This is a genomic window from Polaromonas sp. P1_G2 (assembly GCF_056405515.1).
Genome location: NZ_JBFUBY010000140.1, coordinates 1 through 12,217, shown reverse-complemented (window position 1 = coordinate 12,217; position 12,217 = coordinate 1). Strand labels below are relative to the sequence as shown.

The 12,217-nt window shown below is 64.7% G+C and carries 11 protein-coding genes; 8 read left to right on the top strand and 3 right to left on the bottom strand.

The window, feature by feature from the left end; all coding sequences use genetic code 11:
• A partial coding sequence (locus AC1D0P_RS15120; RefSeq protein WP_477677491.1) for a dihydroxy-acid dehydratase domain-containing protein occupies positions 1 to 664 on the bottom strand: 664 nt, incomplete at its 3' end.
• A 135-nt stretch (positions 665 to 799) separates the two neighbouring features.
• On the opposite strand from AC1D0P_RS15120, the gene AC1D0P_RS15115 reads away from it, so the two are divergent.
• Complete coding sequence (locus AC1D0P_RS15115; RefSeq protein ID WP_477677490.1) at positions 800 to 1,780, top strand: LysR family transcriptional regulator; 981 nt, start codon at positions 800 to 802, stop codon at positions 1,778 to 1,780.
• On the opposite strand, the gene AC1D0P_RS15110 is transcribed toward AC1D0P_RS15115, so the two are convergent.
• Positions 1,758 to 2,345 carry a DUF4124 domain-containing protein gene (locus tag AC1D0P_RS15110; RefSeq protein WP_477677489.1) on the bottom strand — a complete coding sequence of 196 codons (588 nt, stop codon included), beginning with the start codon at positions 2,343 to 2,345 and terminating at the stop codon, positions 1,758 to 1,760. The two genes, AC1D0P_RS15115 and AC1D0P_RS15110, sit on opposite strands and share 23 nt — an antisense overlap.
• Positions 2,346 to 2,427: 82 nt before the next feature.
• On the opposite strand from AC1D0P_RS15110, the gene lgt reads away from it, so the two are divergent.
• The 6 genes from lgt to AC1D0P_RS15080 all read left to right on the top strand — a co-directional run bounded on the left by lgt (position 2,428) and on the right by AC1D0P_RS15080 (position 9,202).
• Positions 2,428 to 3,243 (top strand): prolipoprotein diacylglyceryl transferase, encoded by an 816-nt coding sequence (lgt, locus tag AC1D0P_RS15105; RefSeq protein WP_477677488.1) that lies wholly within the window; start codon positions 2,428 to 2,430, stop codon positions 3,241 to 3,243.
• 273 nt (positions 3,244 to 3,516) lie between these two features.
• Positions 3,517 to 4,185: a GntR family transcriptional regulator gene (locus tag AC1D0P_RS15100; RefSeq protein ID WP_477677487.1), complete on the top strand. Its 669-nt coding sequence runs from the start codon at positions 3,517 to 3,519 to the stop codon at positions 4,183 to 4,185.
• Entirely contained in the window at positions 4,182 to 5,645 is a 1,464-nt protein-coding gene (locus tag AC1D0P_RS15095) for a malonyl-CoA decarboxylase domain-containing protein (RefSeq protein ID WP_477677486.1), read from the top strand. Before AC1D0P_RS15100 ends, AC1D0P_RS15095 begins: the two co-directional genes overlap by 4 nt.
• Positions 5,646 to 5,859: 214 nt before the next feature.
• Entirely contained in the window at positions 5,860 to 6,858 is a 999-nt protein-coding gene (locus AC1D0P_RS15090; RefSeq protein WP_477677485.1) for a Bug family tripartite tricarboxylate transporter substrate binding protein, read from the top strand.
• Positions 6,859 to 6,865: 7 nt separating this feature from the next.
• Complete coding sequence (locus AC1D0P_RS15085; RefSeq protein WP_477677484.1) at positions 6,866 to 7,678, top strand: enoyl-CoA hydratase/isomerase family protein; 813 nt, start codon at positions 6,866 to 6,868, stop codon at positions 7,676 to 7,678.
• 3 nt (positions 7,679 to 7,681) lie between these two features.
• Complete coding sequence (locus AC1D0P_RS15080; RefSeq protein ID WP_477677483.1) at positions 7,682 to 9,202, top strand: malonate--CoA ligase; 1,521 nt, start codon at positions 7,682 to 7,684, stop codon at positions 9,200 to 9,202.
• A 9-nt stretch (positions 9,203 to 9,211) separates the two neighbouring features.
• On the opposite strand, the gene AC1D0P_RS15075 is transcribed toward AC1D0P_RS15080, so the two are convergent.
• Positions 9,212 to 11,104, bottom strand: coding sequence for an acyl-CoA dehydrogenase domain-containing protein (locus tag AC1D0P_RS15075; protein ID WP_477677482.1), 1,893 nt, complete (start codon positions 11,102 to 11,104; stop codon positions 9,212 to 9,214).
• Between the two features lie 250 nt (positions 11,105 to 11,354).
• Here AC1D0P_RS15075 and AC1D0P_RS15070 point away from each other — a divergent pair.
• Positions 11,355 to 12,217: extracellular solute-binding protein (locus AC1D0P_RS15070; protein ID WP_477677481.1), on the top strand; the 863-nt coding region annotated here is incomplete at its 3' end.

The window sequence follows — 12,217 nt, the reverse complement described above, 5'->3', positions numbered from 1 at the left end:
GCGAAATGCCGAGCGCCTCGAAAGCGCTGGACATGGTGTTGGCCGTGTACATGCCGCCGCAGCTGCCGGTGCCGGGAATGGCGCGGCGCTCGATCTGCAGCAGGTCTTCGTCGCTCATGCGGCCGGCGGCGTTTTCGCCCACGGCTTCAAACACGCTGACGATGTTGAGGTCCTTGCCCTTGTAGGTGCCCGGCAGTATGGTGCCGCCATAGACGTAGATCGCCGGCACGTTGGCGCGCAGCATGCCCATCAGGCCGCCCGGCATGTTCTTGTCGCAGCCGCCGACCACCAGCACGCCGTCCATCCACTGGCCCTGCACGCAGGTTTCGATGCAGTCCGAGATCACTTCGCGGCTCACCAGCGAATACTTCATGCCCTCGGTGCCCATGGCCATGCCGTCGGAAATCGTTGGCGTGCCGAAGACCTGCGCGTTGCCGCCGGCCTCCTCGATGCCGGCGATCGCCGCGTCCGCCAGTTTTTGCAGGCCGCTGTTGCAAGGGGTGATGGTGCTGTGGCCGTTGGCCACGCCGATCATCGGCTTCTTGAAGTCCTCGGCCTCATAGCCCATGGCGTAGTACATGGAGCGGTTGGGCGCGCGCGATTTGCCCTCGGTGATGTTCTTGCTACGCGGGTTGGGGACGATGTTGACGGTCTTGGTGTTCATGGGGTGTCTCGTGGTGGTTGCTGCGATGGCTTGCCCYGGGTGCGGTCCCGGGGCTGTTATCGGAAAAGCAAAGTATGCGTGCTTTGACTGATTCTTTCCAATCCATTATTTATCATCTATTAATATGTATTGCATATGAGAGATCATTCCAGCACCTTCGACGCGGCTTCCCGCAAGCCACCCCTGATCGAGCTGCGTCTTTGGCGCCAGTTTCTGGCTGTGGCTGAGGAATTGCATTTCGGCCGCGCGGCCCAGGGCCTGAACATGACCCAGCCGCCGCTCACGCAGGCCATCGCGCAACTGGAGGCCTTGCTGGGCCTCAGGCTGTTCGACCGCACCAAACGCAGCGTGCGGCTCACGGCGGCGGGCGCCGCCCTGGTACCGGAGGCGCGCGACCTGCTGGCGCGTGCCCTGGCGCTACCCGCCTATGCGCGAGCCAGCGCCGACGGCGAGGCCGGGCGGCTGCGGCTGGCTTTTGTTTCCACGGTGGGTTTTGACCTGCTGCCGCGCTGGGTGCTGGCCTTTCGTGAGCACTACCCGAAGGTGCAACTCGAGTTGGTAGAGGCGACCGGCGATGTGCAGTTGCAGGCTTTTGAGCGCGGCGAGATCGACGCCGGCTTCATGCTGCATTCCCCCGGGTTCGCGCCGCCCGGCCTGGCCCACCGGCGCATCAGCCAGGATCCGCTGGTGCTCGCCGTGCCCGGGCAGAGCGCCTTGGCAAGCCAGGTGTCGCTTACTGTTTCGGACCTGCTGGACCAGCCCCTGGTGATTTTCCCGCGGCGCATCCTGCCGTCGCTTTACGACGCGATTTTTGCGATGTACCACGCCTCGGGCCGCCTGCCGCGGGTGGCCCAGGAAGCCATCCAGATGCAGACCATCGTGAACCTGGTGTCCGCCGGCCTCGGCGTGGCCTGGGTTCCTGAAAGCGTGCGGCAGTTCCAGCGGCCGGGCGTGGTGTACCGCAGCGTGCCTGCCGGCAGGCCTTCCGCGCGTGGTGGCGCGCGGAGCGCTTCGGTGGTGGTGCCCGGCTGCGAGACCAGCCTGGTCTGGCCGGTCGCCAATGCCAATCCGGCACTGGCACGCTTCATGGCGTTTATCGACGCTGAAAGCGGTTAAAGGCCTCGTCCTGTTGGCGTTGCCGGCGTGCCGCCACCGCGCTTTGCTGCTGCTGTCTTTCCGCCGGGCTGAGTTCACGCTGCTCCATCCTGCGCTGGGCGATTTCGCCGGCGCTGCTGCAGCGTGCGCCGTGGTTGGCCTCGCAATTGGCAATGATCTGCTTGTCGGAGACCTGCGCCTGGGCTTGGGTGTTGCCTTTGCGCAGGCCGCCCAGCGAGGGTGTGGCCTGGCGCGACCCGCCGCTGGACCGCTCGCCAGCCGCTGCTCGGTCATCTGCCGCCGCGTTTTCCGCCGCCCAGTCCTTGGGCGCGGCGGCGGTGCCGTTGCCGTAAAGCGAACCTGGCTTGCCTGGCACCGGCATGCCATCGGCCGGCGCCACTGGCGCTGCAGCGGTAGGCGCGCGCATGATGAGTTTTTCGCCGTTTCCCCCCTGGGCAGCGCACGGTATTTGTGAAAACACCTTTTTACCGCCCGCATCAAGGCACTGGTAAACCTGTGCCGCCGCGTGGTTCGCCAAAAACAGGCCAAGGCTGGCAAGGAGGGCAGGGCGAAATGAGTGGCGCATGTGAAGGTCCGGTACGGCGTTGTATGTAGTGTAGGGCTCGCGTAAGCCCATTCCTACGAGGCTTGCGTGCAAAATACCGCCCATGCTTATCCACCCGCAAATCAATCCCGTCGCGCTGCAACTCGGCCCGCTTGGCATCCACTGGTACGGCCTGACCTACCTGGCGGCCTTTGGCCTGTTTTTTTTCCTGGCGACGCGGCGGCTGCGGCACCAGCCTTTTGTTTCCATCACCGGCCCGGGCGCCTGGTCGCGCAGGGATATCGAGGACATGCTGTTCCTGGGGGTCATGGGGGTGGTGGTGGGCGGGCGGCTCGGGTATTGCCTTTTTTACAAGCCGGGCTACTACCTTACGCATCCGCTGGAGATCTTTTTTGTGTGGCAGGGCGGCATGAGCTTTCACGGCGGCATGCTGGGTGTGCTGGCCTCGCAGTGGTGGTTTGCGCGCTCGCGCCAACGGCCCTGGCTGCAGGTGATGGATTTTGTGGCGCCTTGCGTGCCAACGGGGCTGGCAGCGGGGCGTGTCGGCAATTTCATCAATGGTGAGCTCTGGGGTCGTTTCAGCGACCCGGCCTTGCCATGGGGCATGGTGTTTCCGGGCAGTGGCTCCATGCAGCCGCGCCATCCCTCGCAGGTCTACCAGTTCCTGCTGGAGGGCCTGCTGCTCTTCGTGTTGCTGTGGCTGTATGCGCGCAAGCCGCGCAAGACGGGCCAGGTGTCGGGCGCCTTCCTGCTGGGGTATGGCGTGTTCCGCTTCATCGCCGAGTTTTTCCGTGAACCGGACGAGTTTCTCGGCATCCTGGCCTTGGGCATGAGCATGGGCCAATGGCTGTGCGTTCCCATGATTGCCGGCGGTGCCTGGCTGTGGATATGGGCGACAAAGCGCGCTGAGCCGGCCTGAGGGCTTGCAAGCCGTCTTTGATTGAGAGACTGGTGCCCGGCCTCAGTCCAGGAGGCCWGGCACTCGGGCGCCAGCGCGGTGTCGTGATCCCGCTAGGGTTTCTCCCCTGTCGTTTTCATGCACATCCTCTTGATCAAAAAGGCATTGTTTTTCATAATTACAGGTAATTACTTGAAATTACCGCTCCATTGAAGCTTCGAACCACCCGCGTGAAAGCGGGTTTCTGCAAGGGTTCCGCCATACCGCGGATCAGGTCAGTCAAAGGGTCATGCCATGCGTCTTGTCCAGAGTTCACTGCACCAGGAGGTCGCCGATACCCTGCGCGAGCAGATCTTCGCGGGCCAGCTGGCGCCCGGAAGCTTCCTGGATGAGGTCGCGTTGTGCGAACGCCTGGAAATCTCGCGCACGCCGTTGCGGGAGGCGCTCAAGGTGCTGACTTCGGAAGGCCTGCTGCGCCATGAGCCGCGGCGCGGCTGCTTCGTCAACGAGGTGACCGAGCAGGACCTCGACGACATCTTCCCGGTGATCGCGCTGCTGGAAGGGCGCTGCGCCTACGTGGCGGCGCGCAATGCCAGCGACGCCGACCTCGCGGCGCTCACCACCCTGCATGAGCGGCTGAACAGCCACGCGGCAGCCGGCCGCATCAATGATTACTACGCCACCAACTTCGCGATCCATGAGGCCATCATCCTGCTGGCCAACAACCGCTGGCTGGCCCAGGCCATCGCCGACCTGCGCAAGATCCTCAAGCTCGCGCGGCTGCAGCAATTGCACGCGCCGGGCCGGCTGGCGCAAAGCCTGTCGGAGCACATGACGGTGTTCGCCGCCCTCAAGAGCCGCGACAGCGAAGGGGCCGAAGCCGCCATGCGCACGCACCTGACGCGCCAGCGCGAAGCGCTGCGTGAACTGGCCCGCAACCAACGCACCCGGGTGGCCTCATGAGCGCCGCCGACTGGCTCACCCGCAACGTCTCGCGTTTCACGGCGGGCGACAAGGCCGGGACGTCCGCGGTGCCTGCACCGGTTGCCGGCAAAAAGACGGCGGCGAATGCGGCGCTGCCCGCGCGCAGCACACACGAGCGGCTGCAAGCCACACTGAGCCAAAAGGACGAGGCGCTGTCGCCGCGCGTGCTGCGCCGCACCTTGCAGGAACTGCAGGCCATCATCGACCCGCGCGTGAGCGAGGTCGAGGGCGGCCGCCGCGCCATGGCCATCGCAGCCTGGTACGAAGGCGCCACCACAGCGCGCCGGCGCGATCTGTGGATGCTCATGAGCGAGCAATTCGTCGCCAATCCGCAAAAGGTCAAGGCCGCGCAGGCGCAGTTCGCGGCCGCGGTGGGCACGCCCGAAGAGGCGGTGGCCGAGGTGCGCTACCGGCGCGCCACGGTGTCGCCGCGCCGGCGCCTGCTGCAGCGTTTCAGCGTCTATCCGGGCGGCATCCAGTTCCTGGTCGACATGCGGGCCGAGATGCAGCCCAGCCTCAAGTCCGACAAACGCCTGCTGGCGCTGGACGTCGAGATGGAATACATGTTTTCCACCTGGTTCGACGTGGGCTTTCTCGACCTGCGCCGCATCACCTGGGATTCGCCGGCTTCGCTGATCGAAAAACTCATCAAGTACGAGGCGGTGCACGACATCAAGGGCTGGGCCGACGTGAAGAACCGGCTCGACAGCGACCGGCGCTGCTACGGCTTCTTCCATCCGCGGCTGCCCGAAGTGCCGCTGATCTTCGTGGAGGTCGCCATGGTCGAGCGCATCGCGGGCGACATCATGCCGCTGCTTGACGAACTGGCCGCGCCTTCGGACCTGAGCCGCGCCACCACCGCGATTTTTTATTCCATCAGCAACACCCAGGCCGGCCTGCGCGGCGTGAGCTTTGGCGATTCGTTGATCAAGCGCGTGGTCGAAAGCCTGAAGGAAGAATTCCCCAAGCTCAAGACTTTCGCCACGCTGTCGCCGATTCCGGGCTTTCGCAGCTGGCTGGGCAAGAATGCCGCGGCCATGCTGGAAAAGCTGGGAGACAAGGAGCGCAGCGCGCTGGGCCGCGCCGTTGGTTTCGAGCCGCCGGGTGCCGGGCATTTCTTCACGGCGATCGAGGACCCGCTGTCGCTCGGCGAGAAATCACCGGTGCGAAAAATGCTGTTGCATTGCGCCGCCCACTACCTGGGAAGGACGATGGAAGAGGGCAAGCCACTGGATCCGGTGGCGCGCTTTCACCTGGGCAACGGCGCGCGCGTGGAGCGCATCAACTGGGCCGGCGACCCGACGCCCAAAGGGCTCRAGCAATCGTACGGCCTGATGGTGAATTACCTCTATGACCTCAAGCGTCTGGACAGGCACCGGGCGCAACTGGCACAGGGGGAAATCCCCGTGTCAGGGGACATAGAAGATTTGTACATTTAAACGTGTACTTAGAGTCGCTCACAAAACCCTCCTGGCGTTGTTGCGCCGCCTTGCCGTGCTGGTGCACTGTCTGCGGCGACGCGCCTAGCCAGGACCGCTTCGCTGGGTTTTGTGAGCGACTCTTGAGAGCGGTTTGGGTAGCGGCAGGTTTGGGTGCGTCGCCCTTGAACCTCCGGTGTGCTTTTTTTAGATTCAACAACGACAGGAGACAACAATGACTTTCAGCTTTCACGCCCGGGCATCCCGGCGAGACGTCCTGCGTGCCGCGGCCGCCGGCGCCGCGACATTGTCTTTCGGCAGCCACGCCCAGTCAGCCTGGCCCACCAAGCCGGTGACGATGATCGTGCCGTTTCCGGCCGGCGGCGGCACGGATGCCTTCGCCCGCCCACTGTCCGCCCAGTTCGCGAAACTGACCGGCAAGCAGCTCATCATCGACAACCGCGGCGGCGCCGGCGGCACGCTGGGGGCCAGCATTGCCGCCAGGGCCCAGCCCGACGGCTACACCCTCTTTATGGGGGCGGTGCATCACACCATCGCGCCTTCGATGTACCCCAAGCTCGACTACGACATCGAAAAAGACTTTGTGCCGCTGGCCCTGATGGCCAACGTGCCGCAGGTGCTGGTGGTCAACCCCCGCAACCTGCCGTTCGCCGATTTCAAGGCCTACCTTGAAGCTGTGCGCAAGGCACCGGGAAAGTACAACTACGGATCGGCCGGCGCGGGCACTTCGCATCACCTGGCCGGGGAACTGTTCAAGCAGCAGACCAAGACCTTCATCACCCACATTCCCTACCGCGGCGCGGGCCCGGCCCTGCAGGATTTGATCTCCGGCAATGTCGACATGATGTTTGACGGCCTGGGTTCCTCCGCCAACCACATCAAGGGCGGCCGGATTAAGGCGCTGATGGTGTCCGGCACCAAACGCAACCCGGCCTTCCCGGATGTGCCCTGCGCGGGCGAGCTGGGCCTGCCCGACTACACCGTGACCACCTGGTACGGCATGTGGGCGCCCAAGGGTACGCCGGCCGACGTGCAGGCGCGCATCGTCGACGACCTGCGCAAAGCCGCCACCACCGACGAACTCAAAGCCATCTGGGCCAGCAATGGCGCCGACTTCGGCAACCTCACGCCCCAGCAGTTTRGCGCTTTCGTGAGCAGCGAAGTCAAGCGCTGGTCTGCCGTGGTGAAAGCCTCCGGCGCCAAACTTGAATGACCGCTTGATGACCGGAGCCGTTTTGCTGGAGGTGAAAGACTCCCTGGCCTTTGTGACCCTGTCCCACCCCGGCAAGCTCAATGCCATGAGCCGCGCCATGTGGCGCGAGCTGCGTGCGATTTTCGAGCGCATCCAGCAGCGCGATGACTTGCGCTGCGTGCTGGTGCGAGGTGAGGGCGGGCATTTTTGTGCGGGGGGTGACATTTCCGAATACGCCGGTTTCCGGTTTGAAGAAGCCGCCCTGCGCGAGTTTCACGAGACGGACGTGTGGGGCGGCCTGCAAGCCATGCTGGATTGCGACGTCCCCATGGTCGCGCAGATCGACGGCAATTGCATGGGCGCCGGCCTGGAAATTGCCAGCTGCTGCGACATGCGAATCGCCGGCGATTCGGCGAAGTTCGGTGCGCCCATCGCGAAGCTCGGGTTTCCGATGGCGCCGCGCGAGGCAGCGCTGGTGATGCGCGCGGCAGGCGAACTGACGGCGCGTGAAATGCTGCTGTCGGCGGCCGTGCTGGGTGCCGCCGAGATGAAGCAGCGCGGCTTCCTCAACCAGGTGGCGCCGGCCCATGAGGCGGGCGCAGCGGCCCTGGCCTGCGCGGCGAGCACCGCCGCCCTGGCGCCTGGCGCGGCGCGACTGAACAAGCAGGCCTTCAGGGCCCTGGCCGCAGCCGGCAACGCGCAAGCCGTGACTGATTTGACCGCGAGTGCCTACCGCTACGCCGCATCGCCCGAACACCGGGAAGGCGTCACGGCCTTTACTGAAAAACGCCCGCCCCGGTTTGACGGCCGGGCCCCAGCATCCACACCACCGACAGCCTGACCCATGAAAAACCATAACCTGTTTACGGCACTGCGAGCCGCCTTTCCCTCATCGCTCGATGAAACCGCCGTCGAAACCGACAACGGCCTGCGCTATTCATGGCGCGACCTCGAACGCGGCACCGCGATGATGGCCAACCTGCTGGCCTCGTTGGGCTTGCCAGAAGGGGCCCGCGTGGCGGTGCAGGTCGAAAAGTCGGTGGAAGCCATGATGCTTTACCTGGCGACCCTGCGCGCCGGCTATGTGTTTTTGCCGCTCAACACGGCGTACCAGAGCGCCGAGATCGAATACTTCATCGGCAATGCCGAGCCTTCGGTGATGGTGTGCAGCAGCAAGAACTTCGGCTGGGTCAGCAAGATCGCCTTCAAGGCCGGCACGCAGAATGTCTTCACGCTCGACGACGACCGTACCGGCTCGCTGCTGGACCGCGCCGCCCACTGCAGCGACAAGCATGAAGCCGTGGCACGCCAGGCCGACGATCTGGCCGCCATCCTTTACACCAGCGGCACCACGGGCCGCAGCAAGGGCGCGATGCTGACGCACGGCAATATGCTGAGCAACGCGCTGGTGCTGAAAGACTACTGGGGCTGGAAGAAGGGCGACGTGCTGATCCATGCCTTGCCGATTTTTCACGTGCACGGCCTGTTTGTCGCCATCCACGGCGCCCTGATCAACGGCAGCAAGATGATCTGGCTCGCGAAGTTTGATCCCAAGCTGGTGGTGCAAAAACTGCCCGAGGCCACGGTGTTCATGGGCGTGCCCACGCTGTATGTGCGCCTGCTGGCCGAGGCTGGCCTGACCCGCGAAGCCTGCCGCAACATGCGGCTCTTCGTCGCGGGATCGGCCCCTTTGCTGATCGAAACCTTCAACGAATGGAAGGAGCGTACCGGCCACACGATCCTGGAGCGCTACGGCATGTCCGAAACCGTGATGCTGACGTCCAATCCCTACCAGGGCGCCGAGCGACGCGGCGGCACCGTGGGTTTTGCGTTGCCCGGCGTCAGCCTGCGCGTGCAAGGCGAGGACGGCAAGTCCCTGCCGGCTGGCGAGATCGGCGGCATCCAGGTCAAGGGCCCCAACGTTTTCAAGGGCTACTGGCGCATGCCGGAAAAGACCAAGGAAGAATTCACGGCGGACGGCTACTTCAAGACCGGCGACGTGGGCAAGATCGACGAGCGCGGCTACATCGTCATCGTGGGCCGCAGCAAGGACCTCATCATCAGCGGGGGCTACAACGTCTACCCGGCGGAAATCGAGGGCTACATCAACGACATGCCGGGCGTGGCCGAAAGCGCGCTGGTCGGCGTGCCGCACCCGGATTTTGGGGAAGTGGGTGTGGCCGTGGTGATCGCCAAGCCGGGCGCTTCGCTGGAAGCCGGCCAGATCGTGGGTGAGCTCAAGGCCAAACTGGCCAACTTCAAGATCCCCAAGCAGTGCTTTGTGGTCAGCGAACTGCCGCGCAACACCATGGGCAAGGTGCAGAAGAACCTGCTGCGCGAGCAGTACAAGGGCTTGTTCGTTTAAGAGCAGGCGCTACGGCGCGAAGTCGTCGACCTGGATCACCTTGTCCGCCGCACGCAGGTAGGCCAGCGCCAGCTCAGGGTTGCTTGAGCTTTGCGCGGCACGTTCCATGGACTGGCGGCCGCGCACGGCCTTGTTGAGCGCCACGGTTTCTTCACCCAGTTGCTCCGCCAACGCGAGCGCATCCATCAGATCCCGCAAGCCGCCGCTGCTCGGCGTGGCCAGGTCGGGGCACAGGCGCCGCATGATCGCGTTGCGGGTGCGCAGCAGTTTCGCCAGTTCCAGCAACTGCACATCCCGGAGTGGCGCCRGCCGGGTGCTGCGGTTGAGCACCATGGCCCCCACCACACGGCGCAGCGGCGAGGGGAAATTGGCATACAGCGCTTCCAGCGCATTGCCGGCTTCATCGAGCTGCATGCGAATCGCGGCCCWGGCCACCGGCAGCATGTCGCCGTCCTTTTCAACGGCATAGCGCCAGGCGCAGGCGCTTGCCATGTAAAGGTGGGCCAGCACGTCGCCCAGCCGGGCCGACAGCAGCTCCATGCGCTTGAGCTTGCCGCCCAGCAAGCCCATGGCCAGGTCGCAGGTGAGCGCGTACTGGCTGCTCAGGCGGGCAATCAGCGGGGCTTCCTTTTCCAGGCCCGCCGGCGGCGTGCCTCGCAGTGGTGCGCCCGCGATGCTGTGCCAKAAGTTGCGCAGCACATGCCCGCCATGGCCCATCAAGGCCTGGCCCAGCGCTTCGGCGTCCTTGTCCTGCACGGCCTGCATTTCCTTCATGACGTAGGGGTGGCAGCGCACCGCGCCCTGGCCGAAAATGATCAGCGAGCGGGTCAGGATGTTGGCGCCTTCCACGGTGATGGCGATGGGCGCGCCGCGATAGGCCACGGACAGCAGGTTGGACGGGCCCTGGATGATGCCCTTGCCGCCCAGGATGTCCATGCCGTGGCTGACGGCGCGCCGGCCGGCTTCGGTCAGGTGCACCTTCAGGATGGCGCTGGCCACGCTGGGCTGTTCGCCTTTGTCCAGCGCGGCGGCGGTGTAGCGGCGCGCGGCGTCCGTCGCGTAAAGCTCGCAGGCCATTCCGGCGATCACGCCGGCAATTGCGTCGAAGCGGCCTATCGGAAGGCCGAACTGTTCACGCACCTGGCCGTAGCCGTTGGCGACGAAGAGCGCGGTCTGCTGCATGGCCGAGCCCAGTGCAGGCAATGAAATCGCAGCCAGGCCGACGACGGTGGCCACCGGCGCCAGCGTGATGTAGCGCTTCGAAAAGTTCACGCTGAAGCCGCGCACCATCTTGCCCTCGAACTCCCGTTCGACCAGCACGCCGCTGTCGGGGATGGACGCCGCATCGGAGCCTGCATAGGGCGAGGTCAGCCCGAAGCAGGGCAGGTCGCGGCCGTCAGCCAGGCGCGGCAGGTAATGCTGCTTCTGCGCCGGGGTTCCGTAGCGCAGCAGCAACTCGGCCGGGCCCAGGGAGTTGGGCACCATGACGGTCACGGCCGCGGAGATATTGAGTGTGGCGATGCGCGTGACCACGGTGGCGTGGGCGTAGTGGCTGAAACCCAGCCCGCCGTGCTCCTCGGGGATGATCATTCCGAAGAAGCGGTGCTCACGCATATAGGCCCAGACCTCGGCGGGCAGGTTGCCGGCCTGGTCAATGGCGAAATCGTCCAGCATGGCGCAGAGGGCGGTGACTTCTGTGTCCAGAAAGGCCTGTTCCGCAGCGCTGAGCACATTGGGCCCGGCGGCCAGCAGGGCGTCGAAGTCGGGTTGGCCTGAAAACAGCCGGCCTTCGAAGCCGACGGTGCCCGCCTCAAGCGCTGCGCGCTCTGTGTCGCCCATCACAGGCAATGCACGGGCAAAGGGCTTCATGGCGGCCTGGCCTAGCCAGTGGGCAAATCCCATGGGGTATCTTTCGGAAAGGAGAGTGAAAGCTTGCCCCAAAAGCGTACGTGGAGAGGGGCAGGGCGCCTAGCGCCTTAGGCCCGTTTTGCTGTAGGCGGATTTGCCAGGCCGCCGCGGCAGGCCCCATGCAAAGGCCGCATAAGAAAGGTTCCCGCCCCTTCGGCCCTCTTATACAATTGCTCCGGTCTGATTTTTGCTAGTGTTTCCTGGTTTTTACTTCCAAGTTTTTATAAGAGGAGTTGAGGACATTATGAAAAAGCATCTAGGGTATTGGGCGTTTTCGGCCATGCTGGTGGCGGCACTGACTGCCTGCGGTAAAAAAGACGAAGCGCCTGCCGCTGCCGCACCGGCCGCCGCCGCGAGCGCACCGGCGCCTGTCGCCGCCGAGGAAAAGGTGCTCAATGTCTACAACTGGCCTGACTATGTCGCCAAAGACATGATCGCCAACTTCGAAAAGGAAACCGGCATCAAGGTCAACTACCAGACCTTCGAAAACAACGAGGCGCTGCACGCCAAGCTGGTCGCCGGCAACACGGGCTACGACATCGTCGTCCCCGGCGCCGTGTTCGCCAAGCCGCAGATCGACGGCGGCCTGCTCGCCAAGCTCGACAAGGCCAAGATCGCCAACTACGGCAACCTGGACCCGGCCATCATGGAAAAGCTGGGCACCATTGACCCCGGCAACGGCTACCTCGTGCCCTGGGCCTGGAGTTTCACCACGGTCGGCATCAACAAGGTCAAGGTCACCAAGGCGCTGGGCTCCACCCCCATGCCGGAAAACGCCTGGGACCTGGTGTTCAACCCGGTCTACACCGCCAAGCTCAAGGCCTGCGGCATCGCCTACCTTGATTCGCCGACCGAAGTGCTGCCACCGGCTATGCACTACCTGGGCAAAAACGCGTACTCCAACGACCCGGCCGACCACAAGGCGGCCGCTGAGATGCTGGCCAAGGTGCGTCCGCACATCCGCATGTTCTCCAGCACCATGATTGACGACCTGGCCGGCGGCAAGGCCTGCGTGGCCCTGGCCTGGGCCGGCGACATCAACATCGCCCGCGCCCGCGCGATTGAAAACAAGAGCGGCAACGATGTCGAGGCCCTGCTGCCCAGCAC